19 protein-coding genes and 1 other RNA gene are annotated in these 16,277 nt (G+C 63.8%); 10 read left to right on the top strand and 10 right to left on the bottom strand.

Going from position 1 to position 16,277, the window contains the following annotated elements; all coding sequences use genetic code 11:
- The first annotated feature begins 22 nt into the window (after positions 1-22).
- A complete protein-coding gene (locus AC04PH_RS03645) occupies positions 23-769 on the top strand; it encodes a helix-turn-helix transcriptional regulator (protein WP_483064382.1) in 747 nt (248 codons plus the stop codon).
- A gap of 8 nt (positions 770-777) precedes the next feature.
- Here the strand turns inward: AC04PH_RS03645 and nudC are convergent, their stop codons facing one another.
- Positions 778-1,725, bottom strand: a complete 948-nt coding sequence (gene nudC / locus AC04PH_RS03640) for an NAD(+) diphosphatase (RefSeq protein WP_483064381.1) — start codon at positions 1,723-1,725, stop codon at positions 778-780.
- Between the two features lie 103 nt (positions 1,726-1,828).
- Between nudC and AC04PH_RS03635 the strand changes: the two genes are divergently transcribed.
- The 3 genes from AC04PH_RS03635 (at position 1,829) to rsgA (ending at position 5,010) form a co-directional block, all read left to right on the top strand.
- Positions 1,829-3,610, top strand: a complete 1,782-nt coding sequence (locus AC04PH_RS03635) for a bifunctional metallophosphatase/5'-nucleotidase (RefSeq protein ID WP_483064380.1) — start codon at positions 1,829-1,831, stop codon at positions 3,608-3,610.
- Between the two features lie 48 nt (positions 3,611-3,658).
- An RNA gene (gene ffs / locus AC04PH_RS03630) (signal recognition particle sRNA small type) lies at positions 3,659-3,757 on the top strand.
- Between the two features lie 218 nt (positions 3,758-3,975).
- A complete protein-coding gene (rsgA, locus tag AC04PH_RS03625) occupies positions 3,976-5,010 on the top strand; it encodes a ribosome small subunit-dependent GTPase A (RefSeq protein ID WP_483064379.1) in 1,035 nt (344 codons plus the stop codon).
- Here rsgA and AC04PH_RS03620 read toward each other — a convergent pair.
- Complete coding sequence (locus AC04PH_RS03620) at positions 5,007-5,495, bottom strand: phosphatase domain-containing protein (protein ID WP_483064378.1); 489 nt, start codon at positions 5,493-5,495, stop codon at positions 5,007-5,009. The two genes, rsgA and AC04PH_RS03620, sit on opposite strands and share 4 nt — an antisense overlap.
- Positions 5,496-5,537: 42 nt before the next feature.
- Between AC04PH_RS03620 and AC04PH_RS03615 the strand changes: the two genes are divergently transcribed.
- The 4 genes from AC04PH_RS03615 to recR all read left to right on the top strand — a co-directional run bounded on the left by AC04PH_RS03615 (position 5,538) and on the right by recR (position 8,821).
- A complete protein-coding gene (locus AC04PH_RS03615; protein ID WP_483064377.1) occupies positions 5,538-5,909 on the top strand; it encodes a YidH family protein in 372 nt (123 codons plus the stop codon).
- Positions 5,910-5,981: 72 nt separating this feature from the next.
- Positions 5,982-7,715 (top strand): DNA polymerase III subunit gamma/tau, encoded by a 1,734-nt coding sequence (locus AC04PH_RS03610; RefSeq protein ID WP_483064376.1) that lies wholly within the window; start codon positions 5,982-5,984, stop codon positions 7,713-7,715.
- A 65-nt stretch (positions 7,716-7,780) separates the two neighbouring features.
- Positions 7,781-8,125: a YbaB/EbfC family nucleoid-associated protein gene (locus AC04PH_RS03605; RefSeq protein WP_483064375.1), complete on the top strand. Its 345-nt coding sequence runs from the start codon at positions 7,781-7,783 to the stop codon at positions 8,123-8,125.
- 102 nt (positions 8,126-8,227) lie between these two features.
- Entirely contained in the window at positions 8,228-8,821 is a 594-nt protein-coding gene (gene recR / locus AC04PH_RS03600) for a recombination mediator RecR (RefSeq protein ID WP_483064374.1), read from the top strand.
- Between the two features lie 42 nt (positions 8,822-8,863).
- Here recR and AC04PH_RS03595 read toward each other — a convergent pair whose 3' ends face one another.
- Together AC04PH_RS03595 and AC04PH_RS03590 are read right to left on the bottom strand one after the other, a co-directional pair.
- Complete coding sequence (locus AC04PH_RS03595) at positions 8,864-9,427, bottom strand: DUF4453 domain-containing protein (protein ID WP_483064373.1); 564 nt, start codon at positions 9,425-9,427, stop codon at positions 8,864-8,866.
- Positions 9,428-9,612: 185 nt separating this feature from the next.
- Positions 9,613-10,386: a DUF1013 domain-containing protein gene (locus AC04PH_RS03590; protein WP_483064372.1), complete on the bottom strand. Its 774-nt coding sequence runs from the start codon at positions 10,384-10,386 to the stop codon at positions 9,613-9,615.
- A gap of 131 nt (positions 10,387-10,517) precedes the next feature.
- On the opposite strand from AC04PH_RS03590, the gene AC04PH_RS03585 reads away from it, so the two are divergent.
- Positions 10,518-11,147 (top strand): ribonuclease T2 family protein, encoded by a 630-nt coding sequence (locus tag AC04PH_RS03585; RefSeq protein ID WP_483064371.1) that lies wholly within the window; start codon positions 10,518-10,520, stop codon positions 11,145-11,147.
- 157 nt (positions 11,148-11,304) lie between these two features.
- On the opposite strand, the gene fmt is transcribed toward AC04PH_RS03585, so the two are convergent.
- Genes fmt through def (AC04PH_RS03565) form a run of 4 tightly spaced genes read right to left on the bottom strand, consistent with a single transcriptional unit; the run spans position 11,305 to position 13,678 of the window.
- Positions 11,305-12,204, bottom strand: a complete 900-nt coding sequence (fmt, locus tag AC04PH_RS03580; protein ID WP_483064370.1) for a methionyl-tRNA formyltransferase — start codon at positions 12,202-12,204, stop codon at positions 11,305-11,307.
- Positions 12,205-12,699: a peptide deformylase gene (gene def, locus AC04PH_RS03575; RefSeq protein ID WP_483064369.1), complete on the bottom strand. Its 495-nt coding sequence runs from the start codon at positions 12,697-12,699 to the stop codon at positions 12,205-12,207.
- The gene (gene def / locus AC04PH_RS03570; RefSeq protein WP_483064368.1) at positions 12,699-13,160 is read right to left on the bottom strand and encodes a peptide deformylase; all 462 of its coding nucleotides are present in this window, start codon (positions 13,158-13,160) and stop codon (positions 12,699-12,701) included. The genes def (AC04PH_RS03575) and def (AC04PH_RS03570) overlap by 1 nt, the downstream gene beginning before the upstream one ends.
- Positions 13,157-13,678 carry a peptide deformylase gene (gene def, locus AC04PH_RS03565; RefSeq protein ID WP_483066144.1) on the bottom strand — a complete coding sequence of 174 codons (522 nt, stop codon included), beginning with the start codon at positions 13,676-13,678 and terminating at the stop codon, positions 13,157-13,159. The genes def (AC04PH_RS03570) and def (AC04PH_RS03565) overlap by 4 nt, the downstream gene beginning before the upstream one ends.
- A 106-nt stretch (positions 13,679-13,784) precedes the next feature.
- Here def (AC04PH_RS03565) and AC04PH_RS03560 point away from each other — a divergent pair, with 106 nt between their 5' ends.
- Complete coding sequence (locus tag AC04PH_RS03560; RefSeq protein ID WP_483064367.1) at positions 13,785-14,954, top strand: MalY/PatB family protein; 1,170 nt, start codon at positions 13,785-13,787, stop codon at positions 14,952-14,954.
- 18 nt (positions 14,955-14,972) lie between these two features.
- Here AC04PH_RS03560 and AC04PH_RS03555 read toward each other — a convergent pair whose 3' ends face one another.
- Positions 14,973-15,329 carry a hypothetical protein gene (locus AC04PH_RS03555; RefSeq protein WP_483064366.1) on the bottom strand — a complete coding sequence of 119 codons (357 nt, stop codon included), beginning with the start codon at positions 15,327-15,329 and terminating at the stop codon, positions 14,973-14,975.
- Positions 15,330-15,424: 95 nt separating this feature from the next.
- Positions 15,425-16,198, bottom strand: a complete 774-nt coding sequence (cobM, locus tag AC04PH_RS03550) for a precorrin-4 C(11)-methyltransferase (protein WP_483064365.1) — start codon at positions 16,196-16,198, stop codon at positions 15,425-15,427.
- Positions 16,199-16,277 lie beyond the last annotated feature (79 nt).

Genomic DNA, 16,277 nt, shown 5'->3' with positions numbered 1-16,277 from the left:
TCTGGGGGGATACGGCAGCCACGTGAAACTGAACGATCTTGCGCAAGATATTGAGCGGACAACGACAATTCCCGATCTCTGGGACCTGTGCCTGACGGGATTTTCCCGGCTGGGCGTCGCCTTCGTCATTTACAATACAGTCGATGAATCAGGCGAAAATCCGTTCGTCCTCACGAATGTGCCCGACGTTTTCGCAACCGTCGATCCGGTACACGATCCCTTCCTGCAACATTGCTGCAGCAGCTACGACATCTGGTGCACCGGGCCGGAATTTCTACCCGACTACGACTACCTCGCCCCGCGGGAAAAAGCCTTCATCACTGCCGCATCGAAAACCGGGTTCCGGTCCGGGCTTGGGATTCCCATGCGGTTGGCCGGCTCGGAGCGCTATGGCGGCTTCAACCTGGGCACGCGACTGGCGAAGGACGATTTCGTGGCCCGGATTTTGCCGCTGAAAGAAGATTTCCGCTTCGTCTGCCTGCTGGCACACCGCCGCATCGAAGAACTGTCGCGTGGCGGCATGCCGGACAATCCGTCCGACTTCCGCGCGCTGCTCGTCGCACCGGAATCCGATATCCTGTCCGCTCTTAGCCCCCGCGAGAAAGAGGTGATCTACCTTGTGGCGCAGGGTATCAGCCGCAAGGAATGCGCCCGGCTTTGCGGTATCTCGCCCAATACGGTCGCCGAATATACCAAATCCGCCTACCGCAAGCTAGGGGTCCAGAACAGGGTCGAGGTCGCAAACCTCGTCACCCGTGCGACCGGGTAACACCGCCGTCAGGTCAACGTGTCGGCCAACCAGTTTTCCAGCAGAAAATGCGCGATGGCGCCGCTGCGGGCCGGCTTGATCGTGGGATGCTCGCCCGCGAATACCGTCACCATGTCCTCGCGACTGACCCAGATCGCATCGTCAAGTTCGACCGGATCAAGGGTAATCTCCGTGGTCAGCGCCGCACCGGCACAGCCGAACATCAAGGAAGCGGGAAAAGGCCAAGGCTGGCTGGACAGGTAGGTCACCGACCCGACCGTCACGCCTGCCTCTTCCATCACCTCGCGTCGGACAGCGGCCTCCATCGTTTCACCCGGTTCCACAAATCCGGCCAGCAATGAATACATGCCCTCCGGCCAGCCGGGCGACCGTCCCAGCAGCACGCGGTTGCCATGCGTGATCAACATGATCACGACGGGATCGGTGCGCGGGAAATGATGCGTACCGCAGTCCGGGCAATCGCGCTGCCATCCCGACTGGGCCGACACGCTTTGCGCACCACAGGCCGCACAGAACCGATGCGACCGGTGCCAGTTCAACACGCCCTTGGCCGTCGCCGCCAGTTCCGCATCGCGTGCTGACAGGCGGGTCATGATGCCACGCAGTTCCGCGAAACACTGGTTCGCCGCAAGAAGCGGATGCTGCTGCAGGGACGGATCGAGGAACAGACCGAGCGACGCCTCGTCAAGGTCATCCGGCACCCAGCGGCTGATATCGGCGGCAAAGATCGGACCGCTTTCATCGCGCCCCAAGAGCAGACGCGCGGGCGTCGCGTCGTCCAGGACGGGGTGATCAGGTGCGACGAAAACCAGCGCATCGCCCGCGATCAGCGGTTTACCACGCCACAGCACGGCGACCCGCGCCGCAGGGTCGGAAATCAGGTCCGGGTCGCCACGCTCATGCGCTGCGCGGTCCAGACCGCTGCCACCGAATGTCACCGTTTCTGCATGCCTCATGCGGCTGCAATGCCACGCGCCCCGACCGAATTCAATAAATTCGACGCCGCACCGATGCGAGGGGCAATATTCACGCTAGGGTTGCGCGGAAATGTCAAACCACATGCCGCCCAACCCAACCACGGCCACCCTGCGCCTGTTGCAGACCACCGATCTGCATATGAGCCTGTTATCCTATAGCTATCTGCGCGACCGTCGTGACGACGGTCTTGGTCTCGAAGCACTCGCACCGCTGATCGCGCAACGCCGTAATGCGGGTCAAAAGACGCTCCTATTCGACACGGGCGACTTTCTTCAGGGCAACCCGCTGGCCGATACGGTGATGCACGACGCGCAGGGTCGGCAGCCTCATCCGATGATCGCGGCGTTCAACCTGCTTGACTACGATGCGATCACGTTGGGCAACCACGAATTCGACTATGGGCTGGCGGCACTGGACCGCGCCCTCGCCCCGCTCGCCTGCCCGGTCGCCCTCGCCAATCTGGTGGATCGGCAGGGGCGTGCCCGGTTCGCGCCGGGGTGCCTGCTGCCCCTGGAAATGATCGCGTCCGATGGATCACGGATTCCGCTGCGTGTCGGGGTCCTCGGCGTGACGACACCCGAAACGGGTCTGCCACCCGAAGACCCGGGCAGCACCGGTTTTCATATCGCCCCGATGATCCGCGCAGCGCAGGACGCCGCGCATCGGCTGCGCTGCGACGGGGCCGATCTTGTCATCGCCTTGTGTCATGCAGGGATGAGCGGCGCGGCTGGCACGGAAACCGCTATGGACGTCGCGGCCCTGCCCGATGTCGACGCTGTATTGGCGGGCCATATCCACGAAACCTGTCCCGCGCCCGGCAACACGGTCAGTCACGTGGACTGCACACCGGTCATCATGTCTGGCGCATATGGTCGGCATCTGGGCGAATTGGACCTGCACCTGCAACATGATGGCCAGACCTGGCGCGTGACCTCCTCTACGGCGACGGTCCATATGTCCCCCACATCCGTCCCACAGGATTGTCCGGTCGCGGAGTCCATCAGGCAGGCGGCAACGCCGTTTCATGAAACGGCACTAATCACCGGGCGCACCGCAGTCGCCGTCACCCGAACGCCGCTGCACAGCTACTTCGCACGCGTTTGCGCCGACGCAAGCCAGACCCTTCTGGCCGAGGCATTGTCGCACGCGATGGCCCGCGCCGATCTGCCGTCTGACTTGCCGGTGATCACCGCCGTCGCCCCCTACCGCACAGGCGGGCGCGGCGGGGCCGCGGCATTTCTCGACACCGGACCCGGGCCGGTCACACGGCACGCGACGCGCATGATCTTCCCGTTCGACAATGCGCTTGCCGTCGTGCGCCAGACAGGTGCGGATCTGCGCGCGCGGCTGGAGCAGTCCGCCGCGCAGTATCACATGATCGTCCCGCACCGCACGGACCAGCCGCTGATCGTGAACGCCATGCCAAGCTACAACGCCGATACGCTGTATGGTCTGACCTACATGATCGACCTCACGCGTCCTGCCGGGGCAGGGCGCATCCGGCACCTCGCATATCGCGGGAAACCGGTCCGGCCGACGGACGTCTTCGCGCTCGGTATCGGCACGCACCGGCTGGGCGGTGCAGGTGGATATGCTGCCGTGACACCGGCGGATGTGCTGCATATCAGCGAAACGCCCATTCACGGGCTTTTGCTCGCCTATCTCGCCGAGGTGGGCACGATCAGCCCCGAACCTGCCGCCATGCGCCGTTTCAGCCGCATCGCCGGGGCCAGCGCCGTTTTCGAAAGCAGCCCCGCGGCATCGGAACATCTGGCAGAATTGCAGGGTATCGTTTCAATCACGGCGCTGGATGACCCCGATCATCCAGGGCGCTTTCGGATCGACCTCGATCCAGCGGGTTAGCGGCACCTCCGTATTGCGCTCGCCCTGCAACATCCCTATATGAAAGCGCGAGGGGTTGGCGCGGGCAAGTGCCTCGCCAACCTGGTCAGGTCCGGAAGGAAGCAGCCACAACGAGCCCCACTTGGGTCGATGTCCAACCTCTCACCTTTTCGTCTGCCCCACAGACGAAGATCGGGTGTAGCGCATTTTCCAAGGAAATGCGTCGGCCCGAATTGGAATGTTCAACGTACCAATCAAGGAGGACACCATGATTGCATCATCACTCCTCCCGGTTCGGGCGCGCTGACCCTTTTTCCGCTGCCCTTGCCGTTCCTTGGCACCCGCTCGGGTCCGCCAGAACGCAACCCTTCTCAAAGGGCATACCATTGACCAATGACATCACGCTGCGCGACCTTGGCTGGTCGGCGCATTACCAATCCCAACTCGACATCGACGAAGTCACCGCAACCACCCCCGCCCGCATCAACGCCGTGCATCGCACGCAGGTCAGCGGGTTGACTGTAGACGGTGCAGTCGATCTGACTTTGGAACCCGGCATATCCACGGCCGAAATCGCGGTCGGTGACTGGGTGCTGTGCGATCCCGAATCCGCCCGCCTGATCCGGCGGCTCGATCGGCAGTCATCCCTGCAACGCGGATCGGACTACGTTCACGGCGACAGGCAACTGATCGCCGCCAATATCGACACGCTGTTCATCATGACCTCCTGCAATGCCGACTTCAACGTGGCCCGGCTGGAACGCTATCTCGCCCTCGCCCACGATGCGGAAATCACGCCGGTGATCCTGCTGACCAAGGCGGACGAGGCTGACAAACCCGACACCTACGTGGCCGAGGCGCAAAAGCTGGGGCGCGATCTGGCGGTGCTGGCGCTCGATTCGCGCGCCGTGGCCGACACGGGCGTGCTCGTCCCCTGGTGCGGCAAGGGGCAGACGGTCGCACTCGCCGGATCGTCCGGCGTCGGCAAGACGACACTGGCCAATGCGCTTACCGGCGGTCAGGCCGCGACCCAGGGCATTCGCGAGGACGATGCACGCGGGCGACATACCACCACGGGGCGCAGTCTGCACCGCCTGCCATCAGGCGGCTGGCTGATCGACACGCCGGGGATGCGCGGCCTTGGCGTGGCAGACGTCGCCTACGGCATCGACGCGACCTTCCCGGAAATCAGCGAACTGGCCGACCAATGCCGTTTTCGCGACTGCCTGCACGACAGCGAACCGGGCTGCGCCGTTCAGGCCGCCATCGCAAGTGGTGATATCGACCCCGACCGCCTGAAACGGTTTCGCAAGCTCAAGCGTGAGGATGCCATCGCCACCGAAACCATCGCGCAGTCGCGCGAGCGGTACAAAAAACTGGGCAAGATGTACAAGTCGGCGCAGGCCAAGAAACGGCGTTAACCGGCGGCGGTGGCTTCGGCCGCCCACGCCAGCTGTGCAGGTGTCTCGACCGCACAGGGCCGCACCGCGCGAAGCCTGCGCAGCGCCGTCTCCGGCCTCTCACCCAAAGCCACCATCAACCGCAGCGCCACCATCCCCGAACGTCCGCAGCCACCCCGACAGTGGACGACGATCTTTTTGCCATCCCCCAGGTCGTGCAAGATTTCGACGGCGATCTCCGACCATCGCCCCGCGTCCTCAGGCGTGCCGAAATCCGCGACCGGGAAACGCCAGTGCCGCAACCCGGCCGCCGCAATCGCGCGGTCGAGCGGCGGCACGCCCAGCGCCGCCACCTCTTCGGCTTGCGTCATGCTCAGCAGGCCTGCCGCACCCCAATCGACGATGCGCGCGACATCACCGGCCAAATCTCCGCCCAGCCCCGGCAGCGGCGCGATCGCCAACCGCCCATGCCCGGCAGACACTTCGAAAATCGCAAAAGATGTCATATCTTGCCCACTCTCCCGGATTTCCATGCTAAAGGCCTGTCGATGACCGATAAGACCGACAACACGGAAATGGCGCAAGACCGGACCGACTGGGCCGAGGATCGCACCTGCATGGCCAACGAACGCACCTTCGCCGGCTGGATGCGCACAGGCATGGCCTGTATCGCCATCGCCGTGGGTCTCAAGGCCGTCTTCGGCGATTTCGATCCTACCTGGATCGCGAAGACCGTCGCGAGCCTGTTCCTGCTGGCATCGGTCGGGATATTCTGGTCGGCGCGCAACCGGGCAAAAGCCACCAGCCAGCGCCTTGAAAGCCGTGCCGCCGAAATGCAGCCGACCAGCAATTTCACGGCTCTGGCGACAATCATGACGATCGGCGCGACTGGCACCGGCGCGATCCTCTGGTGGCTCTAGCGGCGGTTTACGGCGCCCGCGCCTGCCCTTAGTCTGCGCAGGTCCGCCGAATCCCGCCAACCGAAAGCACCCATGCCAGACCAGCCCGCCTATCAGGTCCTCGCCCGCAAATACCGGCCCGAAACCTTTGCCGATCTGGTCGGGCAGGATGCGATGGTGCGCACGCTGAAAAACGCTTTCGCCGCCGACCGGATCGCGCAGGCCTTCATCATGACCGGCATCCGCGGCACCGGTAAGACCACGACAGCCCGGATCATCGCCAAGGGCATGAACTGCATCGGGCCCGATGGCACCGGCGGGCCAACGACGGACCCCTGCGGCGAATGCGAACACTGTACCGCGATCATGGAGGGCCGCCATGTCGATGTGATGGAGATGGACGCCGCCTCGCGCACCGGCGTCGGCGACATCCGCGAGATCATCGATTCGGTGCACTACCGGGCCGCCTCCGCCCGCTACAAGATCTACATCATCGACGAAGTGCACATGCTGTCGAAAAACGCCTTCAACGCCCTGTTGAAGACGCTGGAAGAACCGCCCGCACACGTCAAATTCATCTTCGCCACCACCGAAATCCGTCAGGTGCCCGTCACGGTCCTGTCCCGCTGCCAGCGGTTTGACCTGCGCCGCATCGAACCCGAGGTGATGATCACCCTGCTGCGCAAGATCGCCGATGCCGAAGGCGCGGAAATCGCCGACGACGCGCTCGCCCTCATCACCCGCGCCGCCGAAGGCTCCGCCCGCGATGCGACATCCCTGCTCGATCAGGCCATCAGCCATGGCGCGGGAGAAACCACCGCCGATCAGGTCCGCGCGATGCTGGGGCTTGCCGACCGCGGCCGCGTGCTCGACCTCTTCGACATGATCCTGCGCGGCGAGGCGGCGGATGCCCTGACCGAACTCAGCGCCCAATATGCCGACGGTGCCGACCCGCTGGCCGTGCTGCGTGATCTGGCCGAGGTCTGCCATTGGGTCAGCGTGATCAAGATCACCCCCGACGCCGCCGAGGACCCCACCATCGGCCCCGACGAACGCACACGCGGCCAGGCTATGGCCGACGATCTGCCGATGCGGGTGCTGACACGCATGTGGCAAATGCTGCTCAAGGCGCTGGAGGAGGTCGCCGCCGCCCCAAACGCCATGATGGCCGCCGAAATGGCCGTGATCCGGCTGACCCACGTTGCCGACCTGCCCACGCCAGAGGACCTCGTGCGCAAGCTGCAAGACGCCACGCCGCCACCCGGCAGCGGGCCGGGCAATGGCGCGCGCCCTGCCCCGACGGGCAGTGCGCCGACCGCAATGGCCCGCACCCCGGCACCACCGCACAGCGGCAATGGCGGCGCGCAGGCCGCCCTCGCCACCGATGCGCTGGCCCATTACGCCACCTTCGACAGCGTGGTCGAACTGATCCGCACCCACCGCGACGTGAAACTGCTGGTCGAGGTCGAAACCGGCCTGCGCCTCGTCGCCTATCAACCCGGCCGGATCGAGGTGAACCCGACACCCAAGGCCGCCCCCGATCTTGTCGGCAGGCTCGGCTCGCGCCTGCAAGCCTGGACAGGCAACCGCTGGGCCATCACCGTGGTGAACGAAGGCGGCGCGCCCACGATTGCAGAGGTGCGCGATGCCGCTGAAAACGCCCTGCGCGAAGAAGCCGAGAAACACCCGCTGGTGCAGGCCGTGATCGCCGCCTTCCCCAAGGCGAAAATCACCGAAATCCGCACCGAAGCCGAAAAAGAGCAGGACGCGTTCGCCGATGCGCTGCCCGAAGTCGACGATGAATGGGACCCGTTCGACGACGCCTGACGCCCTTGTCTTGCGTCGCCCCGCCCCATATCTCTGATCCAACGCTTTCAAAAAGGAAAATCCAGATGCTCAAAGGTCTCGGTGGCCTTGGCGACATGGCCAAGATGATGAAATCCGCGCAGGAAATGCAGGGCAAGATGGCCCAGATGCAGGAAGAGCTTGACCACATCACCGTCGAGGGCGTCAGCGGCGCGGGGCTGGTCAAGGCCACGGCAACCGCCAAGGGTGAACTCAAGGGGCTCGACATCGACCCGTCGATTTTCAACGGCGACGACAAGGAAGTCGTCGAGGATCTGATCCTCGCCGCGATCAAGGACGCCCAGCAAAAGGCGCAGGATCGCAGCCAGCAGGAAATGTCGAAGATGGCGGAATCGCTGGGCCTGCCGCCCGGCATGAACCTGCCGTTCTGAGGTGTGGCACCCTGCTTCTTCTGGTTGAAAATACCTCCGCCGGAGGCGACAGGATTTCACCGAAATCCTGTCTCCAAATTTTCGTGAAAATTTGATACACCCATGAGCAATGGCACCGAAGATCTCGAAAACCTGATCGCGCTGATGGCGAAGCTGCCCGGCCTTGGCCCCCGCTCCGCCCGGCGTGCGGTGCTGCATCTGATCAAGAAACGCAGCCTGCAGCTGATCCCGCTGGCCGAAGCGATGCACCGGGTCGGTGCCACGGCGCGCGAATGTCTGAACTGCGGCAACATCGGCACCACCGACGTCTGTGACCTGTGCACGTCGGAAAAACGCGCAACAGGGCAGATCTGCGTGGTCGAGGATGTCGCCGATCTCTGGGCGATGGAGCGCAGCCAGGTGTTCAAGGGCCGCTATCACGTCCTTGGCGGAACACTGTCCGCGCTTGATGCCATCGGCCCCGAAGAGCTGCGCATCCCCAAGCTGATGGACCGCATCGCAAGCGAGGAGATCACGGAAGTGATCCTCGCCCTTGGTGCGACGATCGACGGCCAGACCACCGCGCATTATATTGCCGATCAACTGCCCGGCGTCACGGTGACCTCACTGGCGCAGGGGGTCCCCGTGGGCGGTGAACTGGACTACCTCGATGACGGAACGATCACGGCGGCGCTCAACGCACGGCGGCGGGTCTAAGAAAACGCGCACCTCTTTAAGCAACGGGGTGCAGCGGCGGCGCTAGCCGGCCCAGTTGTCGCACATATCGTTGGTGATCTCCGGCAGATAGGCCCAGCCTTCGCTGAACCGCTCGCCGCTGCGCAGGGCATAGACGTATTCCCACTGGCCCTGCCGGTCGAACTGGAACAGAATATCGTCGCCGCGTTCAACGGCCCCGACCAAATCGGCGTGCCCGTGCGATGCCGTCCCGAGGTAAAGCGGCGCACCGCGCCAGCCCAGGCAGGCACTTTCTCCGAAACTGCGCACCGGAAGCTCCACCATGCGCGCGCGCATCGCCATGTCCGGCAACGGATGATCGAGCCTCGTCGTGTCAACGGCACAGCCCATCTCGGCTTCGACGGACTTGATATCGGCGACCGCGCGTGTGTCGTAGGGTTCGGCCGGTGTCACTTCTGTTCCGGTGCATCCCGTATTGTCGAAAACGGCCTGGCCCAGCGGCGAGCCAAAGCAGTAACCGGCACGGTCGAACGCAAGGTTCCGCATCGCCCAGAGATCGGCACAGACCTCGTCTGCGATCGCCGAAAAAGGAAAGAGTGAAAGACACAAGGCCAAGACATGCCGCATCGTGCGCTCCTGAAATCAATTGTTTACGATAATCGCAAGATAAGCCTTCGTTTTCGTGTCGGACAAGTCCGGCTTTCCGGACCCCGCAGAACGATACGATAATTCGGCGACCTGACCTGCAACAGGACACAAAAAAAACCCGGCGCTGTGGCCGGGTTTTCGCGCTCTGCAAAAGGCTGTCTGCCTCAATCCTCGTCGTCGTCGCCACCGCCCTCTGGCAGGTTGAAAAAGCTGTCGGCATCGCTGACGTCGCGGGTATCTTCCGGTGTTTCGTCCTCTTCACCAGCGGTATCGTCGCGGCTTTCGGACAGGCTGAAGGTTTCAAGCCCGGCGATGGCCGTCGGCATCTTCGGTTCTGCCGGCATCCCCAGCGATTGCTCGGTGCTCACCAGCTTGCGGCGCTCGTCGTCGGACATCACGCCGCCTTCCTTGGCCTTCTTGGCGTTGGCCTTCTGCACGGCTGTGTCCAGTTCGGACTGCTTGCACAGGCCAAGCGCCACCGGGTCGATCGGGTCGATGTTGTTGATGTTCCAGTGGGTCCGCTCGCGGATCGCCTGGATCGTGGGCTTCGTCGTGCCGACCAGCTTGGAGATCTGCCCGTCCGACAGTTCCGGGTGGAATTTCACCAGCCACAGGATCGACGCGGGACGGTCCTGCCGCTTTGACAGCGGGGTGTAGCGCGGGCCACGGCGCTTTTCCTCGCCCTGCGCGGACTGATTGAACTTCAGCTTCAGCTTATGCATCGGATCGGCTTCGGCCTTGTCGATCTCTTCCTGCGTCAGCTGATTGTTGGAAATCGGGTCGAACCCCTTCACACCGGTCGCCACATCGCCATCGGCGATGCCCTGCACCTCAAGCTCGTGCAGGCCACAGAAATCGGCGATCTGCTTGAACGTGATCGTCGTATTGTCACAAAGCCAGACGGCTGTCGCCTTGGCCATGATCGGTTTGTCAGACATCCTTTGTCTCCTTTGCTTCGGACAAGCCTCTCCTACGCCCTTGAAGGGGCAGACCGTTTCAGGCCGGGTTCGCATTGTCGGGGAACTTGATCGCTATATAAGGGGGCAGGATCAATTAGGAAAGACCCCAAATGCTGCGTCTGATCGCCCTGTTCCTGACATTTGCCGCCCCGGCCCGCGCGCAGGACGTGGCGGGAGAATTCGACTATTACGTGCTGTCGCTGTCATGGTCGGCCAACTGGTGCGCCTACGAGGGCGACGCGCGCAACTCTCCACAATGCGATGGCACGCAGGATTTCGGCTGGATCCTGCACGGGCTTTGGCCGCAATACGAACGGGGCTATCCCGCCGACTGCCGCACGAACTTCCGCAACCCCTCGCGGACCGACACGGCGGCCATGGCCGATATCATGGGGACGTCAGGTCTGGCGTGGCACCAGTGGAACAAGCACGGCGTCTGCTCGGGGCTGGACAGCGAGGACTACTACGCATTGTCGCGGCTGGCCTACGGCAAGATCGACCGACCCGCAGTGTTTCGCGGCCTGACCGATCCGGTCACCCTGCCCGCATCCCTGATCGAAGAGGCATTCATCCGCGACAACCCGACGCTGGAGCCGGACGGCATCACCGTGACATGCCGTCAGGGTTACATCCAGGAGGCGCGCATCTGCCTGACCCGCGATCTGGAATTCCGCACCTGCGGCGCGGACGTCGTGCGCGATTGCGCGTTGGACGACGCGCGGTTCGAGCCGATGCGGTGAGCTTCCCCGCGACGCGATCTTCCCCACGGGGAATACGTGCGTTGCGTTAGAACGCTATTAACCTCCATGTCGAGCGGCACATTCGGCGGACCATGCCTGACTTGGGGAGGCGTGATGCGCGTTTCCGGGGGGAAGTCCGGCGATGCCGGACGGCACGTTAGATCAGTGTCGCGCCCAAATCCAACCCGCGCAGCGCATCGTCAGCATCCATCGGCTTTTTCCCTGCCCGCTGCACTCGCGTCACGCAGACAGCGCCGGTGCTACAGGCAACCGTGAAACCTTCAAGCACCGTACCAGCGGGAGCATCCCCTGTCGCAACCTCAGCCCCGAGCAGTTTCACCCGCTCACCCGCCACCTCGCACCACGCCCCGGGGAACGGCGACAGACCGTTGATCAGGTTCGCCACGTCTGCAGCGGGCCGCGACCAGTCCACCCGCGCCTCTGCCTTGTCGATCTTGGCGGCGTAGGTGACGCCCTCCTCGGGCTGCATCACAGGCGTCAGATCATCCAAACGTGCCAAGGCCTCGACAATCAGCCGCGCACCCATCGCGGACAGCCTGTCGTGCAACTCCCCTGTCGTCTCGGTCGCGCCAATCGTCACCGCCTCGCGCAGCAGCACCGGCCCGGTATCCAGCCCCGCCTCCATCTGCATGATGCACACACCGGTTTCCGTGTCACCGGCCATGATCGCGCGGTGAATCGGGGCCGCTCCGCGCCAGCGCGGCAGGAGCGATGCATGAATGTTCAGACAGCCGCGCTTGGGCGCATCCAGCACCGCCTGCGGCAGGATCAGACCATAAGCCACGACAACGGCGACATCGGCGTCGAGCACCGCGAAAGCCGCCTGCTCCTCCGCACTCTTCAACGATACGGGATGGCGCACCGGCAGACCCAGCGCCTCTGCCTTGACCTGCACCGGGCTAGGGCGCTCCTTCTTACCGCGCCCTGCTGGCCGCGGCGGTTGGGAATAGACGCAGGCAACCTCGTGCCCCGCCCCAACAAGCGCCTCCAACACCGGCACCGAAAAATCGGGCGTGCCCATGAACACCACCCGCATCTAGCGCCGCGCCTTCTGCGATTTGCGGATCAGCATGTCGCGCTTCACCTTGCTCAGACGGTCGAAATACATGCGCCCTGCCAAATGGTCGATCTGGTGCTGGACCGACGTGGCCCAGAGACCGACAAAGTCCTTGCGGTCCCAGATGCCCTGCGCATTGAGGTAGCGCACGGTCACCGCGCGGGGGCGCGTGACCTTGGCCCGGACATGCGGCAGGTTGGGCGAGCCTTCCTCGTGTTCGCGCATCTCGACGCTGCTGTGCAAAATCTCGGGATTGGCCATGCGCACCGCCTGCCCGCGTTTGTCGCTTGCATCGACAACCGCCAGCGCCAGCCCGATCCCCAGTTGTGGCGCGGCCAGCCCGACGCCGGGCATGGCGTCCATGGCTTCGATCATCTCGTTCCAGATCGCCCGTATGTCGTCGGTGATCGTCTCGACCTTCGCGGCGGGGGTGCGCAGCACAGGGTGCGGATACATGACGAACGGTCTGGGCATCAGGCAGCCCTTTCGGGATCGGTGATCAGGATACCGTCCAGGTGGTCGGTCTCGTGCTGGATACAGGCGGCGGCGAAACCGTCGAACGTGCCGCGATGGCGCGCGCCGGTGACGTCCTGCCATTCCACAGTCACCGTGTCGGGTCGGGTCACATCGGTCGTCTCGCCGGGGATAGAGAGGCACCCTTCAGGCCGCGTGACCGGTGTATCGGACCGCCAGACAATCACAGGGTTCACGAAAATCCGCGGGTCGGGCGTGCCGGTCTTCCAGTCCGCATCCATCACGAACAGGCGCTGCGTGATCCCGACCTGCGGGGCCGCCAGACCGCGCCCCGGGGCCGCATACATCGTTTCCAGCATATCGTCCGCAAGTTCGGTCAATTCCGGCCCGAAAACGTCGACAGGCGCACTGACCTGCCGCAGCACGTCGTCAGGCACGATACGGATCGTCAGCACGGTCATCCGCGCGCCATCTCGCGCTTGAGCTTGACCATCTTGCGGGTGATCATCTGCCGCTTGAGCGGTTTGAGGTAGTCGATGAACAGCTTGCCATCCAGATGGTCGATCTCGTGTTGCACGCAGGTGGCCCACAGGTCGTCGAACGTCTCCTGATGCTCCTTCCCGTCCAGCCCCATCCACCTCACTTTGACCGACGCAGGCCGCGTCACCTCGGCGAATTGTTCGGGGATCGACAGGCAGCCCTCTTCATAGACGCTCTGCTCGTCCGAGGTCCACAGCACTTCCGGGTTCAGCAGCACCATGGGTTCGGGCGTCGCATCTTCGTCCTTCACGCAATCCATCACCAGCATCCGTTTCATCACCGCGACCTGCGGCGCGGCCAGCCCGATGCCCGGCGCATGATACATCGTCTCCAGCATGTCGTCGGCCAGGGCGCGCAGATCGTCGGTCACCTCCGTCACCGGATCGGTGGTCTTTTTCAGGCGCGGGTCGGGATGGATCAGAATGTTTTTCAGGGTCATGCCCGCGATGTAGCCCAGCACCCAGCCTGTCGCAAGGCGGCCAGTTTGGCCTTGCACTGCGCGCGGCAACCGCACAGTTTGGCCCAAAGCGATTTCGGAGCGACCCATGAGTTTTGACCACACCCCTGACCGCCGCGGCACACACAGCGTGAAATGGGACGCGATGGAGGCGCTCTACGGCGTGTCCCCCGACGACGGCATTTCCATGTGGGTCGCCGATATGGAATTTCCCGCCCCGGACTGCATTCAGGATGCCGTGCAGAAAATGCGCGACCACGGGGTCTATGGCTACTACGGCGACGAAGGCGAATACCGCGCCGCGATCCAATGGTGGATGCAGACCCGCCACAACTGGGCCATCGACCCGTCGTGGATATTCACGACGCACGGGCTGGTGAACGGCACCGGGATGTGCGTCGACGCTTTCACCGCGCCGGGTGACGGCGTGGTGCTTTTCACCCCAGTCTATCACGCCTTCGCCCGCGTGATCGACGCCGCCGACCGCGTGGTGGTGGAATGCGAGCTGGTGAACAACGACGGCCGCTACGAAATGGATTTCGACGCCTACGACGCGCAGATGACCGGCGACGAACGCATGCTGATCCTGTGTTCGCCCCACAACCCCGGCGGGCGTGTCTGGACCAAGGGAGAGCTGCGCGCCGTCGCGGCCTTCGCCAAACGGCATGAGCTCATCCTCGTCTCGGACGAAATCCACCACGACCTGACGATGCCCGGTCATACCCATATTCCCATGGCCCATATCGACGGGATCACCGACCGGCTGATCACGATGACCGCGACGACGAAGACGTTCAACATCGCGGGCAGCCACTCCGGCAACGTCATCATCGAGGACGCGGACCTGCGCACCCGTTTTGCCAAGCGGATGGGCGCACTCGGCCTGTCACCCAACAGTTTCGGACTTTTCATGGCCACGGCGGCCTATTCACCCGATGGTGCCGCCTGGGTCGACGATCTGCGCCACTATCTCGACGGGAACCGCAAGATTTTCGACGCCGGTATCAACGCGATCCCCGGTGTGAAATCGATGCCGCTTGAATCGACCTATCTGGCCTGGGTGGATTTTGCGGGTACCGGCATGCCCCGTGCCGAATTTACCGCCCGCGTACAGGACAAGGCGCGCATCGCCGCCAACCACGGTCCGACTTTCGGCAAGGGTGGTGACAGCTTCCTGCGGTTCAACATCGGCGCGCCCCGCGCCCAGATCGTCGCGGCGGTCAAGCGAATGCAGGACGCCTTCAGCGACCTCCAGTAACGACCACCATAAACGGTATCAGAGGTGCCAGCCCGCCAGCAGCCCGGCCGGCGTGAACCCCTCGCGGACGAAATCGACCGGCGGCTTGTCCGTCACCGGATGCAGCCATTTGAACTCGAACACCTGTTCCGCGCCCGACATTTCGGAACTGATGACGAGACACTGATAGAGATGCCGCGCGCCGTCGAAAATCTCGACCCGGCCACGCAGCTTGTCCGCGACGCCGGGCTCCAGCGCAAAGCCGTCGTCCCAGATCCGCAAAATGCGATAGACCTCATCGCCGTCATGCACACAAAGTTTGCTGTTCAGCCGAAGCGCGTTGCGGCGCGCCTCCTGCAAGCCCTTCAAAACCGCGTCCGGTAAAATATCGTTCATCACAAAATCTCCGTTGCCGCATATGAAATGCCTGCAATTTATGAAGATCAAGTGACAAAATCCGCCGCGCTGCGGCACGTGCGATGCTGCGCCGCCTAGATCGCAGGCTTCACTTTCGGGCGCAGCACATGCGGTTTGGCCGCGTCATAAAGGGCGGAATCAGGGAATCCTTGGCTTTCGCCCAGCGCCGGGCCAACCATGATCAGCGCAGTGCGTGTGATCTTTGCGTCACGCACCTTTGCGCGCACATCCGCCAGGGTGCCACGGATAATCAGCTGATCGGGCCAGCTTGCGCGGTAGATCACGACGCAGGGGCAGTCCGCACCGTAGTGGGGAATCAACTGCCGTTCGATCTCGCGCAGGGCGCGGACCCCCAGGTGGATCGCCAGCGTCGCCCCGGTGCGGGCGAAATTCTCCAGCGTCTCGCCCGGCGGCATGCCCGTCGATTTCATCGACATCCGTGTCAGGACGATCGATTGCGCGACCTCCGGCACCGTCAGTTCGGTCCCCAGCGCCGCTGCCGCCGCGGCATAGGCCGGCACGCCCGGGATAATCTGATAGTCGATCCCGTCCACTTTCAGCCGCCTGATCTGCTCGGCAATGGCACCGTAGAGCGACGGATCGCCAGAATGCACACGCGCTACATCCTCGCCGCGCGCGTGCGCCGCGACGATCTCCGCATGCGTATCCTCCAGCGTCATCGGTGCCGTATCCAGCACCCGCGCGCCATCAGGCGCACAGGCGACGACAGCCTCCGGCACCAGCGATCCGGCATAAAGGCAAACCGGACATTCCCCGATGATCCGTGCGGCCTTGAGTGTCAGCAATTCCGGGTCACCCGGCCCCGCGCCGATGAAATAAACCGTCATGTGTCCGTCCCCTTCGCGATTCGTGTCAGGGTCAAGGATCGCGGCACGCGACCGCCGCAGGCGGCTTGTCCTTGACGCT

It is taken from the genome of Yoonia sp. KMU-150 (assembly GCF_056858355.1).
The sequence above is the reverse complement of the archived record's forward strand: the minus strand, read 5'-3'. Positions and strand labels throughout refer to the sequence as shown.

What these genes read in the sequence shown, in the direction of transcription:
- AC04PH_RS03585 (WP_483064371.1), top strand. Translation starts at nt 10,518, where the DNA reads ATGCTGCGTCTGATCGCCCTGTTCCTGACATTTGCCGCCCCGGCCCGC.
- AC04PH_RS03615 (WP_483064377.1), top strand. Translation starts at nt 5,538, where the DNA reads ATGACCGATAAGACCGACAACACGGAAATGGCGCAAGACCGGACCGAC.
- recR (WP_483064374.1), top strand. Translation starts at nt 8,228, where the DNA reads ATGAGCAATGGCACCGAAGATCTCGAAAACCTGATCGCGCTGATGGCG.
- AC04PH_RS03635 (WP_483064380.1), top strand. Translation starts at nt 1,829, where the DNA reads ATGCCGCCCAACCCAACCACGGCCACCCTGCGCCTGTTGCAGACCACC.
- def (WP_483064369.1), bottom strand. Translation starts at nt 12,699, where the DNA reads ATGCCCAGACCGTTCGTCATGTATCCGCACCCTGTGCTGCGCACCCCC.
- nudC (WP_483064381.1), bottom strand. Translation starts at nt 1,725, where the DNA reads ATGAGGCATGCAGAAACGGTGACATTCGGTGGCAGCGGTCTGGACCGC.
- def (WP_483066144.1), bottom strand. Translation starts at nt 13,678, where the DNA reads ATGACCCTGAAAAACATTCTGATCCATCCCGACCCGCGCCTGAAAAAG.
- AC04PH_RS03560 (WP_483064367.1), top strand. Translation starts at nt 13,785, where the DNA reads ATGAGTTTTGACCACACCCCTGACCGCCGCGGCACACACAGCGTGAAA.
- AC04PH_RS03610 (WP_483064376.1), top strand. Translation starts at nt 5,982, where the DNA reads ATGCCAGACCAGCCCGCCTATCAGGTCCTCGCCCGCAAATACCGGCCC.
- AC04PH_RS03555 (WP_483064366.1), bottom strand. Translation starts at nt 15,329, where the DNA reads ATGAACGATATTTTACCGGACGCGGTTTTGAAGGGCTTGCAGGAGGCG.
- fmt (WP_483064370.1), bottom strand. Translation starts at nt 12,204, where the DNA reads ATGCGGGTGGTGTTCATGGGCACGCCCGATTTTTCGGTGCCGGTGTTG.
- def (WP_483064368.1), bottom strand. Translation starts at nt 13,160, where the DNA reads ATGACCGTGCTGACGATCCGTATCGTGCCTGACGACGTGCTGCGGCAG.
- AC04PH_RS03590 (WP_483064372.1), bottom strand. Translation starts at nt 10,386, where the DNA reads ATGTCTGACAAACCGATCATGGCCAAGGCGACAGCCGTCTGGCTTTGT.
- AC04PH_RS03605 (WP_483064375.1), top strand. Translation starts at nt 7,781, where the DNA reads ATGCTCAAAGGTCTCGGTGGCCTTGGCGACATGGCCAAGATGATGAAA.
- AC04PH_RS03595 (WP_483064373.1), bottom strand. Translation starts at nt 9,427, where the DNA reads ATGCGGCATGTCTTGGCCTTGTGTCTTTCACTCTTTCCTTTTTCGGCG.
- AC04PH_RS03620 (WP_483064378.1), bottom strand. Translation starts at nt 5,495, where the DNA reads ATGACATCTTTTGCGATTTTCGAAGTGTCTGCCGGGCATGGGCGGTTG.
- cobM (WP_483064365.1), bottom strand. Translation starts at nt 16,198, where the DNA reads ATGACGGTTTATTTCATCGGCGCGGGGCCGGGTGACCCGGAATTGCTG.